The sequence below is a fragment of the Stenotrophomonas sp. STEN056 genome (assembly GCF_056759635.1).
In genome coordinates this window covers 68,663-87,500 of sequence record NZ_JBRRDL010000009.1, presented here as the reverse complement: position 1 = coordinate 87,500, position 18,838 = coordinate 68,663, and the positions used below count along the sequence as shown (strand labels likewise).

Sequence of the window (18,838 nt, the reverse complement as noted above, 5' to 3'; positions counted from 1 at the left end):
TCCGAATGGGGAAACCCACCGCTCCGGCGGTATCCTGCAGTGAATACATAGCTGCTGGAAGCGAACCTGGTGAACTGAAATATCTAAGTAACCAGAGGAAAAGAAATCAACCGAGATTCCCTGAGTAGCGACGAGCGAACGGGGAACAGCCCTTAAGCTGGTATGGTTCTAGAAAAACAGTCTGGAAAGACTGGCCATAGAAGGTGATAGCCCTGTATTTAAAAGGGCCATTCCAGTGAAGACGAGTAGGGCGGGGCACGTGAAACCCTGTCTGAATATGGGGGGACCATCCTCCAAGGCTAAATACTACTGACCGACCGATAGTGAACCAGTACCGTGAGGGAAAGGCGAAAAGAACCCCGGAGAGGGGAGTGAAATAGATCCTGAAACCGTGTGCGTACAAGCAGTAGGAGCTCGCAAGAGTGACTGCGTACCTTTTGTATAATGGGTCAGCGACTTACTGTTCGTGGCAAGCTTAACCGTATAGGGGAGGCGAAGGGAAACCGAGTCTGATAAGGGCGCATAGTCGCGGGCAGTAGACCCGAAACCGGGTGATCTAGTCATGGCCAGGGTGAAGGTGCCGTAACAGGTACTGGAGGCCCGAACCCACGTCTGTTGCAAAAGACGGGGATGAGCTGTGATTAGGAGTGAAAAGCTAATCGAACCCGGAGATAGCTGGTTCTCCTCGAAAGCTATTTAGGTAGCGCCTCATATGTATCCTCTCGGGGGTAGAGCACTGTTATGGCTAGGGGGTCATCGCGACTTACCAAACCATTGCAAACTCCGAATACCGAGAAGGACTGTATGGGAGACACACGGCGGGTGCTAACGTCCGTCGTGAAAAGGGAAACAACCCAGACCCACAGCTAAGGTCCCAAATTTTGTGCTAAGTGGAAAACCATGTGGAAAGGCACAGACAGCCAGGAGGTTGGCTTAGAAGCAGCCACCCTTTAAAGAAAGCGTAATAGCTCACTGGTCGAGTCGGTCTGCGGGGAAGATTTAACGGGGCTAAGCACAGAACCGAAGCTTGGGGTGCATAACTTTGTTATGCGCGGTAGAGGAGCGTTCCGTAAGCCGTTGAAGGTGGATTGAGAAGTCTGCTGGAGGTATCGGAAGTGCGAATGCTGACATGAGTAACGATAATGCGGGTGAAAAACCCGCACGCCGAAAGCCCAAGGTTTCCTTGCGCAACGTTAATCGGCGCAGGGTGAGTCGGCCCCTAAGGCGAGGCAGAAATGCGTAGTCGATGGGAAGCAGGTTAATATTCCTGCACCTCGCGTAAGTGCGATGGAGGGACGGAGAAGGTTAGGTGTACCAGGCGTTGGTTGTCCTGGGGAAAGGCGGTAGGTTTGGATCTTTGGCAAATCCGGGATCCTTTAAGACCGAGCACCGAGACGAGTCTTTAAGACGAAGTCACTGATACCACGCTTCCAGGAAAAGCTCCTAAGCTTCAGCTTACGCAGACCGTACCGTAAACCGACACAGGTGGGTAGGATGAGAATTCTCAGGCGCTTGAGAGAACTCGGGTGAAGGAACTAGGCAACATGGCACCGTAACTTCGGGAGAAGGTGCACCCTTGGAGGTGGCTCATGCGAGCATAAGCTTCCGAGGGTCGCAGTAACCAGGCCGCTGCGACTGTTTATCAAAAACACAGCACTCTGCAAACACGAAAGTGGACGTATAGGGTGTGACGCCTGCCCGGTGCTGGAAGGTTAATTGATGGGGTCAGCCGCAAGGCGAAGCTCTTGATCGAAGCCCCAGTAAACGGCGGCCGTAACTATAACGGTCCTAAGGTAGCGAAATTCCTTGTCGGGTAAGTTCCGACCTGCACGAATGGCGTAACGACAGCGGCGCTGTCTCCACCCGAGACTCAGTGAAATTGAAATCGCTGTGAAGATGCAGCGTTCCCGTGGCAAGACGGAAAGACCCCGTGAACCTTTACTATAGCTTTACACTGAACGTTGAGTTCGTCTGTGTAGGATAGGTGGGAGGCTATGAAACTGTGGCGCTAGCTGCAGTGGAGCCATCCTTGAAATACCACCCTGTCGTGCTTGACGTTCTAACCTAGGTCCATTATCTGGATCGGGGACCGTGTATGGTGGGTAGTTTGACTGGGGCGGTCTCCTCCTAAAGAGTAACGGAGGAGCTCGAAGGTACGCTCAGCGCGGTCGGACATCGCGCACTGTGTGCAAAGGCATAAGCGTGCTTGACTGCAAGATCGACGGATCAAGCAGGTAGGAAACTAGGACTTAGTGATCCGGTGGTTCTGTATGGAAGGGCCATCGCTCAACGGATAAAAGGTACTCCGGGGATAACAGGCTGATACCGCCCAAGAGTTCATATCGACGGCGGTGTTTGGCACCTCGATGTCGGCTCATCACATCCTGGGGCTGTAGTCGGTCCCAAGGGTATGGCTGTTCGCCATTTAAAGTGGTACGCGAGCTGGGTTCAGAACGTCGTGAGACAGTTCGGTCCCTATCTGCCATGGGCGTTGGAAGTTTGAGAGGGGCTGCTCCTAGTACGAGAGGACCGGAGTGGACGAACCTCTGGTGTTCCGGTTGTCACGCCAGTGGCATTGCCGGGTAGCTATGTTCGGAAGCGATAACCGCTGAAAGCATCTAAGCGGGAAGCGCGCCTCAAGATGAGACTTCCCGGGGCACAAGCCCCCTAAAGGAACCATGTAGACTACGTGGTTGATAGGTCAGGTGTGTAAGCGCAGCAATGCGTTGAGCTAACTGATACTAATGATCCGTGCGGCTTGACCATATAACCTCAAGTTGCCTTGGCCGACATGACATGTCGATGGATACCAAGTGCACGCTACGTCACAAGAACTATGCGAGACCGGCGCCTCATCCGTATTTTGGATGGCGACGCTCCAACTGTCTCCCTGGTGAAATTAGCGCTATGGAACCACCCGATCCCATCCCGAACTCGGAAGTGAAACGTAGCTGCGCCGATGGTAGTGTGGCCTAAGCCATGCGAGAGTAGGTCATCGCCAGGGGCTTTACCCCAAAACCCCGTAGCTCAGGCTGCGGGGTTTTACTTTTGATGTAGAACCCCGGTTTTTAACCGGCTCTGCCGTTTGCAGGGAACCGAATTCGAGCTGGCGCCGCGCGCCGCTCCTACCGTTTTCCTGGTGAAACTAGCGCTGTGGAACCACCCGATCCCATCCCGAACTCGGAAGTGAAACGCAGCTGCGCCGATGGTAGTGTGGCCTAAGCCATGCGAGAGTAGGTCATCGCCAGGTTTTAAATGCATAACCCCCGCTGCTGCGCAGCGGGGGTTTTTGTTTGCGCGAAAGAATGGTGCCGGGAAACCATCGCGATGGACGGCAGATGGAAGGGGGGCGTTCGTGCAAATGGTGCTTGGGGATAGCTGTGAGGGGTTTGGTGGAAGGCTGAAGCGGCGGCTGCGGGCTGTATGGGGCGCTGGTTGGAGGGATTAGGTGCTATAGCGCTGCTGCTTCGTCCCCCTCTCCCCAACCCCTCTCCCGCAAGGGGAGAGGGGCTTCAGGGCGCTGACGCGGAGAGCTGGTCGCGCGAAGCTTGCTGACAGTGACGGCTTCCGGTAATTCAATATCACGCTGAATTAGATTTCTCCCGCCGGTTGCACTGCCGCTTCGTTTGCCCCTCTCCCCAACCCCCGCTCCGCGCCCCGGCCTTCGCTAGACGCGAAGGCGCCAGGAGAGCCGCGAATCAATGATCCGCAAGCTGCTTTCCGTCGCTCCGCAGGGGGAGAGGGGCTTCAGGCGTTTGTGGGGGGGAGTTGGTAGCGGGGGGAGCTTGGGGCTTCTGGGGTTGGCTGTCAGGCGTCCAGGTGCAACGTGTGCGCCTCGCGTCGGTACCGGGTTGGGCGATTGTCGGCAGTAGTCGACCAATGGGATAGGGAGAACTGTGGATTGAGTTTGGTGCTGGTGGCCAACGGCTCTATCTGGTTGGCGGTTGCTCGTCGGCATTCATCACGCAGCAGTACGGGATGTGTGGGACAGGACCGGCTTTGGTAATTGCATTTGGCCGCAGCCTGGACCGGACAAATATTTTTCCGAAATGCCCGGAGCGAGAATGACGGGCCGACCGATGGGCCTGACGCCCGTGAACTCTGCCAAGGGTGCCATTACGGTTCCTGAAGCAGAGGTTCAATCCGTGCGGATTGAACGCTGTGGATTAACGCAACTACGCCTAACATGCCTGCTGTTCCCACATACCTGCTGGCCTCCATGCAACGACGCGACTTCCTGCGCAATGCCTCCGCTGCTCTGGCCGCATTCGGCCTGCCGTCCTTTGCCGCCTGTGCGGCAACACCTGCGCAGATGGGGTTGCGCCGTATCGGCCAGCCACAAGCTTTCGACTTTGCGGCGTTGAAGGGGCAAGCGCGAGCGTTGGCGCAGGCGCCATACAAAAGCCACAAGCGGGTGCTGCCGGCGGAGGTGGAAGCGCTGGATTGGGACCAGTACCAGTCCATCCGCTATCGCCAGGATCACGCCTTGTGGGCAGACCAGCCGGGCAGGTTCCAGGCCAAGTTCTTTCACCTGGGGCTGTATTTCCATTCGCCGGTACGCATGTTTGATGTCGCTGACGGCAAGGCGCAGGAGCTTGCCTACGACGGCGCGGCGTTCGATTATGGGAAGAGCGGCGTTCATGGGGAACGCCTGCCTGCCGACCTTGGTTTTGCCGGGTTCCGCTTGAATACCCGTGCGGATACTGATCGTGATTTCGCGGCCTTCCTGGGTGCCAGCTACTTCCGTGCGGTGGGCAAGGAGGGCCAGTACGGCCAGTCCGCGCGGGGCCTGGCCATCGATACCGGCATGGGCAAGCCGGAGGAATTCCCGGATTTCATCGCCTACTACCTTGAACAACCCAGCGGCAATTCCGACACCATCGTGGTCTACGGGCTGCTGGATTCACCGAGCGTGGCCGGCGCCTATCGCTTTGCCATCACCAATGGTGATGTGCTGCTGATGGATATCGACAGCGCCCTGTACCCGCGCCAGCAGATTGAACGGCTGGGCATCGCGCCGTGCACCAGCATGTATCAGGTGGGTGAGAACGACCGCCGCATGGATTGGGATTGGCGCCCGGAGATCCACGACACCGACGGCCTGTCGATGTGGAACGGTGCCGGCGAGTGGATCTGGCGCCCGCTGTGCAACCCGGCGCACCTTCGCTTCAACATGTTCATGGACAACAACCCGCGCGGTTTTGGCCTGCTGCAGCGTGACCGCAATTTCGACCATTACCAGGACGACGGCGTGTTCTACGAGAAGCGCCCCTGCCTGTGGGTGGAGCCCAAGGGCCAGTGGGGCGAAGGCTCGGTGCAGTTGGTGGAGATTCCCACCGTTGATGAAACCTTCGACAACATCGTGGCGTTCTGGAACCCGAAGGCCAAGCCGCAGCCGGGCGAGGAGCTGCTGGTCGGTTATCGCCTGTACTGGGGCGCCGAACCGCCGGCCCGGCCGCCGCTGGCGCACTGCGTGGCCAGCCGTACGGGCCTGGGCGGCATCATCGGCAAGAAGCGGGAGTACTTCTCATGGCGCTTCGCGGTGGATTTCGAGGGCGGCGAGCTGGCCAGCCTGATCGACAAGGGTGAAGTGGAAGCCGTGGTGGAAACCAGCCGTGGCCGCGTGGAGATTGTGTCGGCGCGCCCGCTGCGCGAGATCAAGGGCTACCGGGCCATGTTCGACCTGGTGCCGCCGGAAGGCAGCTTTGATCAGATCGACGTGCGCCTGTACCTGCGCAGCGGGGGCAAGACGTTGACTGAGACGTGGTTGTATCAGTACACGCCGCCGGCGGCAGGCGCGCCGGAGCGGACGTTGTATTGAGGCCTCTGCTTAAGCCCCTCTCCCGCACGCGGGAGAGGGGCTGAGGGCAAGCCTCGGCTCTTGCAGCAGACTGCAACGAAACCCCAGCAAAGCAGCTCAAAAGCACCCCAAAAGCACCCCAAAAGCACCCCTCCCCAGCCCTTCCCTTGGCTTGCGCCAAAGGGAGCGGGGTTAGAGCGGCAGCGGCGCCTGCATGGGGTCGATGCGGCCTTCGCCGCGGGTGATCTTCTTGAACTCGGCGCGGCTGACCGACACGTAGCGGTCGTTGCCGCCAATCTCCACCTGGGGGCCGTCCTGCACGGCGAAGCCGTTGGCGTCCACGCGCACGGTCATCGTCGCCTTCTTGCCGCTGTGGCAGATGGTCTTGATCTCCTGCATCTCGTCGGCCCACGCCAGCAGGTACTGGCTGCCCTCGAACAGTTCGCCACGGAAGTCGGTGCGCAGGCCGTAACACAGCACCGGGATGCGCAGTTCATCGACCACTTCGGACAGCTGCCAGGCCTGGGCCTTGGTCAGGAACTGGGCTTCGTCCACCAGCACGCAACCCAGCTTGCCGTGCGCGGCGATGTCGCGCTCGATCAACTTCTGCAGGTCGGTGTCCTGCTCGAAGGCGGTGGCTTCGGCCTGCAGGCCGATCCGCGAGGCCACCACGCCGGTGCCGGCGCGGTGGTCCAGGCGCGGGGTCAGCAGGGCCACCCGCATGCCGCGCTCACGGTAGTTGTGCGCGGACTGGAGCAGGGTGGTGGTCTTCCCGGCGTTCATCGCCGAGTAGTAGAAATAGAGCTTGGCCATAGTGCAGAGATAAGTGAACAGGAGTGGGAAGCGCGCGTGGGCGGCAGGCGCTTCCGGGTGATGACAGAATACCCCGGCGCTGGAGGTCTGCCTCCGCGTTTTTCGTTCCCTTCCGGTCTTCACCTGCCCTTCGATGCTTGATTCCCTCAATCCCCCCCAACGCGCGGCAGCCGTTCATGCGGAAGGCCCGTTGCTGGTGCTGGCCGGTGCCGGCAGCGGCAAGACGCGTGTGATCGTGGAAAAGATCGCCCATCTGATCAGCATTGGCCGCTATCCGGCGCGCCGCATCGCGGCCATCACCTTCACTAATAAATCGGCCAAGGAAATGCGCGAGCGTGTGGCCAAGCGGCTGCGTTCGGAGGATGCGGCCGAAGTCACCATCTGCACGTTCCATGCGCTGGGGCTGAAGTTCCTGCAGATCCAGCATGAACAGGTGGGTTTGAAGCGCAGTTTTTCCATCTTCGATGCCGACGACGCCGGTGCACAGATCAAGGACCTGCTGGGCGGCAGCAATGCCAAGCCCGACGACATCGAGGACATGAAGAACCTGATCTCGCGCGCGAAGAACGCCGGGCTGTCGCCGGAGCAGGCGATGGCGGCGGCACGCAGCAGCCGCGAGAAGAATGCGGCGATGATCTACGAGCTGTACCAGGCGCGGCTGACCGCGTTCAACGCGGTGGATTTCGATGACCTGATCCGCCTGCCGGTGCAGGTGCTGGAGGAGAACCCGGATATCGCCCTGGCCTGGCGCGAACGCATCGGCTACCTGCTGGTGGACGAATGCCAGGACACCAACGACGCGCAGTACCGGCTACTCAAGCAGCTGGCAGGGCCGCGCGGCAACTTCACCTGCGTGGGTGATGACGATCAGTCGATCTACGCTTGGCGTGGCGCCAACCCGGAAAACCTGCAGCAGATGGGGCGTGACTACCCGGCGCTGCAGATCATCAAGCTGGAGCAGAACTACCGCTGCTCCAACCGCGTGCTGCGCGCGGCCAATGCGTTGATCGCGCACAACCCGCATGAGCATCTGAAGACGCTGTGGTCCGACCAGGCCGATGGCGAGCGCATCCGCGTGTGGGAGTGCCGCAACAGCGAGCACGAGGCGGAGAAGGTGGCTGCGGAAATCCATTTCCTGGCGACCAGCCGCAAGATTCCATGGAGTGACTTCTGTATTCTGTTCCGCGGCAATTTCCAGTCGCGCCCGCTGGAAAAAGCGATGCAGATGGCAGGCGTGCCGTATCACCTCAACGGTGGCACGGTGTTCCTGGAACGGCAGGAAGTGAAGGACACGCTGTCATGGCTTCGCTTGCTGGTGAACCCGGATGACGACACCGCCTTCATGCGTGCGGTGCAGTCGCCCAAGCGCGATGTGGGCGCCAGCACCCTGGCCAAGCTGGCCGAGCTGGCCTCGGACAAGAACATGCCGATGGCGCAGGCTGCCGAGGCGATGGGCGCGCTGGCGCAGTTGTCACCGCGCGCGGCCAACAGCCTGAGCAAGTTCACCGACATCCTGCGTGCGCTGCGCATGGACATGCGCAGCATGTCCTCCGGCGACCTGGTGCGCCGCGTGGCCAAGGATTCGGGCCTGCTCGCGGAAATGCGAAACCAGGCCAAGGACACCAGCAGCTACGAGCGGCGCGCCAACAATATTGAAGAACTGGCATCGTGGTTCGAGAGCGGCCCGCGTGGCGCCAGCGCCGCCGACATGGCTGCACAGCTGGCGTTGATATCGCGCAACGACAAGGATGACGGTGGCAACCAGGTGCGAATGATGACGCTGCATGCGTCCAAGGGCCTGGAGTTCCCGTATGTGTTCATCGTTGGCTGCGAGGACGGCGTGTTGCCGCACCAGGTCAGCCTGGACGAGGGCAATCTGCAGGAAGAGCGGCGCCTGCTGTACGTGGGCATCACCCGCGCCAAGATCCAGTTGTGGATGAGCTTCAGCCGGCTGACGCGCAAGTTCGGCGAACACATTCGGCTCAAGCCGAGCCGGTTCTTCGACGAGTTGCCGGCCAGTGAAATCCAGCGCGACGGTGCCGACCCGGTTGCCGATGCTGCGCACAAGCAGGAGCGTGCGAAGGCAGGGCTGGCCGCGATTCAGGCGTTGTTTGATTGATGGCCTGGTGTTCTTACCCCTCCCCAGCCCTCCCCAGCCCTCCCCTTGCCTTCGGCAAAGGGAGGGGGCGGATTGTGATGGTCGGTCAAGTCGACGTGTGGCGCTTTGTTCCCTCCCTTGCGCCGCAGGTGGAGGGGTAAGCTCCACCTGCACACCCAGTACGGAATCCGGCAATGCCCCTGATCCAGACCGAACGCCTCAACCTGCGGCTGCTGCGCGATGACGATGTGGACGCCGCCGGCATGCTGGCGTTGCTCAACGAGCCGGGCTTCCATCAATACATCGCCGACCGTGGCGTGCGCACGCTGGAACAGGCGCGCGAGTACATCCACAAGGGCCCGTTCGTCAGCTACGCGGCCAATGGCTTTGGCATGTATGTGATCGAACGCCGCAGCGATGGCGCGTGGATGGGCAACGCCGGGCTGGTGCGCCGCAACGGTCTGGTACACGTCGATATCGGCTATGCGTTGTTGAGCGATTTTTGCGGACAGGGCTATGCGCTGGAAGCGGCACGCGGCGTGGTGAAACATGCACGTGAGGTGCTGGGGATCGAAACCTTGTGCGCGATCGTGTCGGTGGGGAATGCGCGTTCGGTGGGTTTGCTGGAGAAGCTGGGATTCGTGGCGAACGGAACGACGCGCTTGCCGGGCGAGGATGAGGATGTGTTGTTTTTTTTGTTGGGTGAGGCTTAGCAGTGGCTAGAACTGGGATGAGTTCAGTTCACTGCGAGCTTTGGTGATGTTCCCTTCTCCCCTTGCGGGAGAAGGTGCCCGAAGGGCGGAAGAGGGGGCACGCGAAGCGTGTTCTTTGTCATTGGTTGTCCACCGAAGACGACTTCGCCGCCCCCTCTCCCCAACCCCTCTCCCGTGGAGGGAGAGGGGCTAAAGCTAAAGCTAAAAGCCCAGCCTTATGGCATTACCGGCGGCACATACGCCAGCGTTGCGCCCAAGGCCCACAGCAGTATCAGCACCAGCGGGGTATGTACCAGCAGTTGCACGAAGGTGAAGCCGATCAGGTCGCGCGCCTTCAAGCCCAGCACGCCCAGCAGCGGCAGCATGTAGAACGGGTTGATCAGGTTGGGCAGCGCCTCGGCGGCGTTGTAGATCTGCACCGACCAGCCCAGGTGGTATTGCAGGTCGTTGGCCACCTGCATCACATACGGGGCTTCGATGATCCACTTGCCGCCGCCGGAGGGAATGAAGAAGCCCAGCACCGCCGAGTAGCTGCCCATCAGCAGCGCATAGGTGTCGTGGCTGGCGATCCGGGTGAAGAAGGTGGAGATGATGTGCGCCACGCTGTGGCCGTCGCTGCCGTTGACCGTGGTCATGATCGCGGCGATGGAGCCGTACAGCGGGAACTGGATCAGCACGCCGGTGGTGGACGGTACCGCGCGCGCCACCGCGTCCAGGAAGTTGCGCGGACGCCAATGCAGCAGCGCGCCCAGCATCAGGAACAGCAGGTTGTAGGTGTTCAAGCCGGAAATGGCCTGGATCGCCGGCTTGGTGGAGAACTCATGCAGCAGCCAACCGGCGGCCAGCACCACCAGCAGCAGGATCAGCAGCGGGCTGTGTTCCAGCCATTCGCCCGGGCGCGTGGGCCTGGCCTTGGGCGGGGCGACGTCGTGGTGCACGTCCACGCCACAGTCGGCGGCGTCGCGCGCGGAGCTGGCGTTGGGCGCGGTGACGTAGGCGATCAGCAGTGATACCAGCACCAGGGCGCCGAGCAGCACGCCGGATTGCCACAAGAAGATGGTTTCGGTGAACGGGATGACGCCGGTGATGGACAGGATCGACGGGGGCAGGCTGGCCGGGTTGGCCTGCAGCTGTGCGGCCGAGGACGACAGGCCCAGTGCCCACACCGCGCCCAGGCCGAGATAGCCGGCTGCGCCGGCGGCGCGGTAGTCCATCTTCAACTCGGTGCGGCGGGCCAGTGCACGTACCAGCAGGCCGGCGAACACCAGGCTCAGGCCCCAGTTCAGCAGCGAGGCCAGCATCGATACGGTGGCGACCAGGGCCACGGCGGTGCGGCCGTTGCGCGGCACGCGGGCCAGGCGGTCGATCAGGCGCGAAGCCGGGCCGGAAGAGGCCACCACATAACCGCCGATGACCACGAAAGCCATCTGCATGGTGAAGGGAATCAGGCTCCAGAAGCCGTCGCCGAAGGCCTTGGCGGTGTCGGTAGGCGCGGCGCCGATGGACAGTGCGGCCAGGCTGACGGCGGCAAGGGCGAGGGCGGCGAACACCCAGGAGTCAGGGAACCAGCGTTCGGCAAACTGCGCGCAGCGGATGGCAAAGCGCGCCGAAGCGGTGTCTTGGGTGGAGGTTTGCATGAGAACTACCGTGAGGGACTACACGGCGACGGTAGCGTGTGGGTGCGGGGCGCGGAACTGGACTTTTGGATAGGGTGGGAGGTTGCGGGCTGCGAAAGCACCCCTCCCCAGCCCTCCCCTTCGCAAAGCGAAAGGGAGGGGGCAACAGCAACAGCGATTGCCGGCGATGTCCGGCATCCAAGCAATCCACTCCCTCCCTTTCGCTTTGCGAAGGGGAGGGAGCAACAGCAACAGCGATTGCCGGTGATGTCCGGCATCCAGGCAATCCACTCCCTCCCTTTCGCTTTGCGAAAGGGAGGGGGCAGCAGCAACAGCGATTGCCGGTGATGTCTGGCATCTAGGCAATCCACTCCCTCCCTTTCGCTTTGCGAAAGGGAGGGGGATGTCACCTGCGGCGCTCAGTTCACTCGGCAGCGTCGTAGGAGAACTGAATGCCTGCGGTGCCGCCGGTGCTGATGAACAGCTCCATGAACTGCTTGGCGGTGTCGGCACGGTTCCAGTCGCGCTGCAGCTCGCAGAACATCTGCGGCACGCTGATCATCTTGCCGCCGGCCTGTTCGATGCGGCGCAGCGCGGCATCGTGTGCGGCCAGCGAGGTGCCGCCCACGGCGTCCACCGGCACATACACTTCATAGCCTTCGCGCAGCGCGTCCAGGGCCGGGAAGGTGAGGCAGGCTTCGGTCCACAGCGCGGTCATGATCAGCTTCTTGCGGCCGGTGGCTTCCACGGCCTTGCGGAACTCCACGTCTTCCCAGGAGTTGATCGTGGTGCGGTCATAGGTCGGCTCGTCCTTCAGCACCTTGCGCAGCTGCGGGATCGGCGGATGGTTCAGGCCGGTTTCGACGTTGACGGTGGAGTGGACGATGGGCAGGCCGTAGACCTTGGCCGCCTTGGCGACGCCGACGATGTTGTTGACCAGCAGCTGGCGGTCCATCGAAGCGATGGAGTTCACCTGCACGGGCTGGTAGTCGATGACGATCAGTGCGGAATTTTCCGGGGTCAGCAGGTCGTCTTTCCTGGGGTCGCGCTTGGTTTCACTGGCCATGGGGAGGCTCCTTTTCGTGGGTGTGCTGGAGGCGCAGCACGCGCTTGGGTGGGACGATCACAGCGCCGAGCAGGTGTTCAACCCACGCTGCACGCCGTGTTGTTTCGCTCAATCGCAATGGTTTGCCTGGCCCGTCGAACGACTTCGTGCAGCACGCTTGTTGAAGTGCGTGTTCATTGCATTGAAGGGTGATGTTCGTGAGCTGAAGGGGTACAGCGCGGCTGCGCCGGGGAGTGTTGAACCCCGAACGAGCCGGGGGCGCGGCAACCAGGTGTTGCCGCGTCGGGGCAACGGTGGCTCCACCCTCGCGGTGGAACCACGCGCTGCATGCGGCCTTATTTACGCTGTGAATCGAGCTGTTCGTGGTTGGTGACCACTTCCTGGGCCTTGGTGTAGCTCTCGATCAGCAACTGGTAGTTCGGGAAGATCTGGGTATAAGCCTGCGCCCATTCGGCGGCATCGTCACGGTTCCAGGTCTTCTGCAGTTCCGAGGCCACCGCGGCCACGTCGATGACGACCACACCGGCCTGCATCATCCGCGCCAGGGTGATTTCCTGGGCCTGCTTGGAATAGGTGCCGGAGGCGTCGATCACCGCGAACACCTGGTAGCCCTCGGCCACGGCGGCGATCGACGGGAACGCCATGCACACGCTGGTGATGGTGCCGGCGATGATCAGCTGCTTCTTGCCGGTGTCCTTCACGGCCTGCACGAAGTCGGGGTTGTCCCACGCATTGATCTCGCCCTTGCGTGCCACGTACTTGGCGTGCGGTGCGTTCTGGTGGATTTCCGGAATCAGCGGGCCGTTCGGGCCCTGCGGCACCGAGGCGGTGGTGATGACCGGAATCTTCGCCAGCGTGGCCAGCTTGGCCAGCGTCGATGCCAGGCGGCGCAGGGTGGTGAACGGCATGTCGTGCACGGTCTGGAACAGGCCGCTCTGGTGATCGATCAGCAACATGGCGACGTTGTCCGGGTCGATCACGGGCTTTGCACCATTGAAGTTGGCAGCGTACGGGAAAGCGTTCATGCGGGTTCTCTTCTGGGAAAGGAGGCGTAGCATCGCGCCGCCAAGCGAAAGCCGGCGCGAGTGGGAGATGACCGGATGGTTAAATCCGGTCGGTTGGGGTCAGGCAGCAATCTGGCCGAAGCGGCCGGAGTTGAAGTCCTCCATCGCCTGACGGATTTCTTCCTGGGTGTTCATCACGAACGGGCCGTAGCCGGCGATGGGCTCATCGATCGGCTCGCCGGCCAGCACCAGCACGGTGGCATTGGCATTGGCTTCCAGTTCCACCTGCCCGGCGCTGCGGTCAAACAGCACCAGCTGGCCTTCGCGTGCCACCTGGCCACCGTTGAACAGCACGGTGCCGTGCATCACCACCATTGCCACGGTGTGGCCCTCGCTGAAATCCAGCGTGGTGTGGTGGTCGCGCTGCAGGCGCAGGTCCCAGACGTCCATCGGCGTGTGGGTGCGGGCCGGGCCGCGCTGGCCGCCGAACTCACCGGCAATCACACGGACCTTGCCGGCGCCATCGGGCAACTGGACGACCGGAATGTCGGCATTGCTGATGTTCTGGTAGCCCGGCGTGGACATCTTGTCCTTGGCAGGCAGGTTTACCCACAGCTGCACCATTTCCAGCTTGCCGCCCTTGCGGGTGAAGGCTTCGGAATGGAACTCCTCGTGCAGGATGCCCGAGGCAGCCGTCATCCACTGCACGTCGCCCGGGCCGATTTCGCCACCGGCGCCGGTGGAATCGCGGTGGGCCACTTCGCCTTCATAGACGATGGTGACCGTCTCGAAACCACGGTGCGGGTGCTGGCCGACGCCACGCGGGCTGTCGGTCGGGGTGAACTCGGCCGGGCCGGCATGATCGAGCAGCAGGAAAGGACTCAGCTGACGACCGTGCGTGTTGTAGGAGAACAGCGAACGGACCGGGAAGCCGTCGCCAACCCAATGCGGGCGGGGTGCGCTGTAAAGGCCACTGATCTTCTTCATCTTTCTGCTCCGTAGCGGCGCGGGTGCGCCTTCGTTGGAGCAAAGGTTAGGTCTGGGACGATCACGCCGGTAGACGGCGAAAAATGGTCTCATAGTCCCATCTGATGAACGATGGAGCGGTTCCATGCAGGATCTGAACGACCTGTACTACTTCGCCAAAGTGGTCGAGCACGGGGGCTTTGCCCCGGCGGGGCGCGCGCTGGGCGAGCCGAAATCCAAGCTGAGCCGGCGTATTGCCTTGCTGGAGGAGCGGCTGGGCGTGCGCCTGATCCAGCGCTCCACCCGGCACTTTTCGGTGACCGAGGTGGGCCAGACCTTCTATGCCCACTGCCGCGCCATGCTGGTGGAGGCCGAAGCGGCCGCCGAATCCATCGAGATGACCCGCTCCGAACCGCGTGGCGTGGTGCATGTGAGCTGCCCGACCATGCTGCTGGATTTCCGGATTGCGGCGATGGTGGCCGACTTCATGGCGCGCTGCCCCGAGGTGCAGGTGCATCTGGAAGCCACCAATCGCCGCGTTGATGTCATTGCCGAAGGCTTCGACCTGGCCATCCGCGTGCGCCCGCCGCCGCTGGAGGACAGCGAGCTGGTGCTGAAAGTGCTGGCCGAACGCACCCAGTGCCTGGTCGCCACGCCGGCCTTGCTGGAGCGTTGTGGCATGGCCCATGGCCCGGCCGACCTGCACCTGCTGCCCAGCCTGGCCCTGGGGGTGCCGCAGGGCGAGCATGTGTGGCGACTGGTTGGCCCGGACGGTGCCACTGCTGAAGTGCCGCACCAGCCGCGTCTGGTGACGCGCGGCATGATGCTGCTGCGCGAAGCGGCGCTGGCCGGGGTGGGGGTTGCGCAGTTGCCAACGATGATCGTGCGCGACGCACTGGACGATGGCCGGCTGCGGCAGGTTGCCGAAGGCTGGGCGCCGCCGAGGGAGATCATCCATGCGGTGTTCCCGTCACGGCGGGGCCTGCTGCCGTCGGTGCGATTGTTCATCGACCACCTTGCTGACTCGTTCGCTGCATTGGATGAAGCCTGAGCAGCGCCGCGTGAATGCATGCCAGTCACGGGGCGTAAACAGAGCCTTGTCAAAGATGCATGTTTCGCACAAACGGAGTTGTTGCATGCGTCTTGCTGCTGTGTCCCTGGCTTGTGTCACCGTACTTGCAGCCGCCTGCGGGCGGGCGCCTTCCCCCGAGCAGGCGGTCACGCCGGCATCACCCGGCAATGCCGAGGCAACGCCCGCGCCGCCCGCCGCGGAAGTGCTCACCGCTGGCAGCATCGAATTTCCGGTGATACCGCCGATCATGGTGCCCAGCATCGTCGGCAGCGGCCCGGCGCAGAAGCAGCTGGAAAACTCGATGCAGGCGTTGATTGATCCGGTGGCCGGCATCAGCGTGCGCCCGGCCAACTGCGCTACCGACGGTGGCCTGGTCAATGAAAGCGGCTTCACCAATGTTGACGCACAGGGCAACCTGGAACGCGTCGGCGGCCACGGCGTGTTCAACATCGGTGCCGACGGCAGCGGCCAGGCGGTGACCGGCGATGGCGTGGTGGAGGTGCAGGCCGATGGCAGCGGCAGCGTGGTCAACGACGCCGGTACCTTCGAGGTGAAGGCCGATGGCTCCGGCAGCTATGTGGGCGCACACGGCAATATCGAACTGGACGGCAAGGGAGCCGGTACCTGGATCGGCGGTTTCGGCACCATCGAAAATCACGGGGATGGTTCCGGCAGCTGGGTGGGGGGTGAAGGCAGCATCGAGATCAATGCCGACGGCTCGGGCAAGTGGATTGGCGGCCCGGAAGGCATGGTCGAAAACCGTGGCGATGGCACCGGCACCGTGGGTGCGTTGGCACGCGAGGTGAAGATGGCGCCGCTGCCGCCGTTGCCGCCGGCCGGCCGGTTCCCGCTGCTGGATAAATTCAAGCCCTCGGGCGCGCCCTGTGGTTTCGTCATCACCCTCAACGACAAGGTGTTGTTCGATTTCGACAAGGACGCCATCCGTTCCGATGCCGGCAAGGTGCTGGATGTCCTGGCTGCCGCGTTGACCAAGGTGCCCTCCAGCGCGATGGAGATCCGTGGTCATACCGATGCCAAGGGCAGCGACCAGTACAACCAGGATCTGTCCGAACGACGCGCGCAGGCCGTGGTGGCGGCGCTGCAGCAGCGTGGCAGTGCTGCGGACGCCAGTGCGCGTGGTTACGGCGAAACGCAGCCGGTTGCGCCCAATGAGCTCAATGGCAAGGACAATCCCGGCGGCCGCCAGCTCAACCGCCGCGTGGAAATATTTGTCCGCACGTAGGCGCGAGCCCGGTCGCGAAGCCAGCGTTGCGTCGGCCTGCGGGTGTGTGAATCACGCATGCCCACAGATGGTGGTGATCGAACGCGGCTGCGATGGGTTTCCCAGCTTCGCGGCCAAGGCCGCTCCTGCGGCGTGCGCCTGCGACCATGCCTAACGGCCCGTGTCAGGACCTTGTGCGTCGACGCATCATGGGGCTCTCAGACAAACGAGAGGTTGGTGATGCATGTACTCCGTCCCGCAGTGCTGGGTGTTGCACTGATGACCGCCATGGGCATGGCGAACGCAGCACCGGATGTGCCAACGGTGGATGCGCGCGGCGTCACCATCAGTGAAGCGGCGTATCCGGGCAGCATCGTGCTGGAGGTGGATGCCACCGACCTGGGCCAGCGCGTGTTCAAGGTGCGGCAGACCGTGCCGGTGCGCGGCGGCTTGCAGCGCTTCCATTACCCGGCCTGGTTGCCGGGCAGCCATTCGCCCACCGGGCAGATCGAGAAGCTGGCCGGGCTGGTCATCACCGGCAACGGCCAGCGCCTGCCGTGGATGCGTGACCCGCTCGACGTCTACACCTTCAACGTGCAGGTGCCCGAAGGCGTGGCCGAACTGCGCATGGAGTACCAGTTCCTCAGCCCCACCGATCCGGCGCAGGGCCGCACGGTGATGACGCCGAACATGCTCAACCTGCAGTGGAACGCGATGGTGCTGTACCCGGCCGGACACGCTGCGCACGCCATCACCTACCAGGCCAGTGCGCGTTACCCGCAGGGCTGGGAAGCGGCCAGCGCACTGACCGTGGCGCGTCGCGACGGCGACACCGTGCATTACGCGCCCACCAACCTGGAAATCCTGGTGGACTCGCCGGTATTTGCCGGCCGCTATCACCGCATGATTGATCTGGCGGCCGCCGGCACCCGCCCGGTGCGCTTGAATGTGTTTGCCGACCGCGCAAAGGACCTGGAAGCCAAGCCCGAGCACATTGAACAGCACCGCGCGCTGGTGACGCAGGCACGCAAGCTGTTCGGTGCCGAGCATTACGATCACTACGACTTCCTGTTCGCGGTGACCAACCAGCTCGGCGGCATCGGCCTGGAACACCAGCGCTCCAGCGAGAACAGCGAAGACCGCGATTACTTCAGCGGCTGGGATGCCAAGGTCGGCAGCAGCGACCTGCTCGGCCATGAGTACACGCATTCGTGGGACGGCAAGTACCGTCGCCCGGCCGATCTGGCCACGCGCAACTACAACGTGCCGATGCAGGGCAGCCTGTTGTGGGTGTACGAAGGGCAGACCCAGTACTGGGGCAATGTGCTGACCGCGCGTTCGGGCATTCGCCCGCTGGATGCTTCGCGCGATGCACTGGCGCTGGTGGCTGCAACCTACGCCGACAACCGCCCGGGTCTGGAATGGCGTTCGCTGGGCGACACCACCAACGATCCGGTGATCGCGCGTCGCAAGCCCAAGCCATACCGCGGCTACCAGATGAGCGAGGACTACTACCAGGGCGGGCAGATGCTGTGGCTGGAAGCGGACGTGCGCATCCGCAAACTCAGCGGCGGCAAGCGCAGCCTGGATGATTTTGCCAAGGCGTTCTTCGGCCAGAACGATGGCCAATGGGAGCGCCCGGACACCTACACGTTCGAGGATGTCGCCGCGACGCTGGAACAGGTGCAGCCCAGCGGTGATTGGGCGCAGTTCCTGGGTGACCGCGTGGAACGCCGGCAGGGCCTGACCGGCGGCATCGAAGCGGCCGGCTGGAAGCTGGTCTACAACGACAAGCCCAGCGCCTACTACAAGGCCATGATGAAGGGCCGTGGTGCCAGCTTCATCTATTCCTTGGGCATGGCGCTGGACAGCAGTGGCCGGGTGAGTGAAGTGCGCTGGGACAGCGCGGCGTTCAACGCCGGCATCGGCAGCGGCATGCAGGTGCTGGCGGTCAATGACCTGCAGTACAGCGCCGACGAACTGGAAGAGGCCGTGCGCGCGGCCAAAACCGGCACGCAGCCGATCCGCTTGCTGGTGAAGCAGATGGATGTGTACCGCACGTTGAACATCGACTACCACGACGGTCTGCGTTACCCGGCGCTGCAGCGCATTGAAGGCAGCACCGATTACCTGACGCCGATTCTCAGCGCGAAGAAGTAGGCGGGGAAGGGGGCGTGGTGATGGCGGGAAGCGTGGCTGCGCCGCTTCCCCTCTCCTGCCTGCGGCATCCGCTCCGCGCCCCGGCTTCGCGCAGCACGCGAAGTGCTCACGCAGGTGCGATCCAGTGGATCGCAAGCCACCTGCGCTCTCCCCACAAGGGGAGAGGAGGGACGGCAACAGCAGCAGCAGCAACAACAGCAACAGCAACAACAACAGCAACAACAACAGCAACAACAACAACAGCAACAGCAACAGCGTGTCGTCATGGAAACGTGATGCCGGGCCATGCCGGCATCACGGGTTCATGC

General features: G+C 62.6%; 11 protein-coding genes and 3 rRNA genes (1 of these 14 only partly in view). 9 read left to right on the top strand and 5 right to left on the bottom strand.

The features are described from left to right. The 4 genes from ACVOLO_RS07495 to ACVOLO_RS07480 all read left to right on the top strand — a co-directional run. A 23S ribosomal RNA gene (locus ACVOLO_RS07495) occupies positions 1–2,766 on the top strand; it begins 112 nt to the left of the window's first position. 123 nt (positions 2,767–2,889) lie between these two features. Then, positions 2,890–3,004: ribosomal RNA gene (gene rrf, locus ACVOLO_RS07490) — 5S ribosomal RNA — on the top strand. Positions 3,005–3,135: 131 nt separating this feature from the next. Further along, positions 3,136–3,250, top strand: a 5S ribosomal RNA gene (gene rrf / locus ACVOLO_RS07485). Positions 3,251–4,219: 969 nt separating this feature from the next. Continuing rightward, positions 4,220–5,821, top strand: coding sequence for an OpgD/OpgG family glucan biosynthesis protein (locus ACVOLO_RS07480; RefSeq protein ID WP_481569646.1), 1,602 nt, complete (start codon positions 4,220–4,222; stop codon positions 5,819–5,821). A 171-nt stretch (positions 5,822–5,992) separates the two neighbouring features. Here the strand turns inward: ACVOLO_RS07480 and ACVOLO_RS07475 are convergent, their stop codons facing one another. Beyond that, on the bottom strand, positions 5,993–6,613 hold the full coding sequence (locus ACVOLO_RS07475; protein WP_481569622.1) for a thymidine kinase: 621 nt from the start codon (positions 6,611–6,613) through the stop codon (positions 5,993–5,995). Positions 6,614–6,746: 133 nt separating this feature from the next. Between ACVOLO_RS07475 and ACVOLO_RS07470 the strand changes: the two genes are divergently transcribed. Further along, positions 6,747–8,732 (top strand): UvrD-helicase domain-containing protein, encoded by a 1,986-nt coding sequence (locus ACVOLO_RS07470; RefSeq protein WP_481569621.1) that lies wholly within the window; start codon positions 6,747–6,749, stop codon positions 8,730–8,732. Between the two features lie 173 nt (positions 8,733–8,905). After that, entirely contained in the window at positions 8,906–9,424 is a 519-nt protein-coding gene (locus ACVOLO_RS07465; protein WP_481569620.1) for a GNAT family N-acetyltransferase, read from the top strand. 215 nt (positions 9,425–9,639) lie between these two features. On the opposite strand, the gene ACVOLO_RS07460 is transcribed toward ACVOLO_RS07465, so the two are convergent. The 4 genes from ACVOLO_RS07460 to ACVOLO_RS07445 all read right to left on the bottom strand — a co-directional run bounded on the left by ACVOLO_RS07460 (position 9,640) and on the right by ACVOLO_RS07445 (position 14,097). Then, positions 9,640–11,061, bottom strand: a complete 1,422-nt coding sequence (locus tag ACVOLO_RS07460) for a short-chain fatty acid transporter (protein ID WP_481569619.1) — start codon at positions 11,059–11,061, stop codon at positions 9,640–9,642. 403 nt (positions 11,062–11,464) lie between these two features. Further along, positions 11,465–12,106 (bottom strand): hydrolase, encoded by a 642-nt coding sequence (locus ACVOLO_RS07455; RefSeq protein WP_481569618.1) that lies wholly within the window; start codon positions 12,104–12,106, stop codon positions 11,465–11,467. Positions 12,107–12,441: 335 nt separating this feature from the next. Next, positions 12,442–13,131, bottom strand: coding sequence for an isochorismatase family protein (locus ACVOLO_RS07450; protein WP_481569617.1), 690 nt, complete (start codon positions 13,129–13,131; stop codon positions 12,442–12,444). Positions 13,132–13,230: 99 nt separating this feature from the next. Next, the gene (locus ACVOLO_RS07445; RefSeq protein ID WP_481569616.1) at positions 13,231–14,097 is read right to left on the bottom strand and encodes a pirin family protein; all 867 of its coding nucleotides are present in this window, start codon (positions 14,095–14,097) and stop codon (positions 13,231–13,233) included. Positions 14,098–14,221: 124 nt separating this feature from the next. On the opposite strand from ACVOLO_RS07445, the gene ACVOLO_RS07440 reads away from it, so the two are divergent. The 3 genes from ACVOLO_RS07440 to ACVOLO_RS07430 all read left to right on the top strand — a co-directional run bounded on the left by ACVOLO_RS07440 (position 14,222) and on the right by ACVOLO_RS07430 (position 18,530). After that, positions 14,222–15,127, top strand: coding sequence for a LysR family transcriptional regulator (locus ACVOLO_RS07440; protein WP_481569615.1), 906 nt, complete (start codon positions 14,222–14,224; stop codon positions 15,125–15,127). An 85-nt stretch (positions 15,128–15,212) separates the two neighbouring features. Then, positions 15,213–16,391 (top strand): OmpA family protein, encoded by a 1,179-nt coding sequence (locus tag ACVOLO_RS07435; RefSeq protein WP_481569614.1) that lies wholly within the window; start codon positions 15,213–15,215, stop codon positions 16,389–16,391. Positions 16,392–16,610: 219 nt separating this feature from the next. Further along, entirely contained in the window at positions 16,611–18,530 is a 1,920-nt protein-coding gene (locus ACVOLO_RS07430) for a M61 family metallopeptidase (RefSeq protein WP_481569613.1), read from the top strand. The last annotated feature ends 308 nt before the right edge of the window (positions 18,531–18,838 follow it).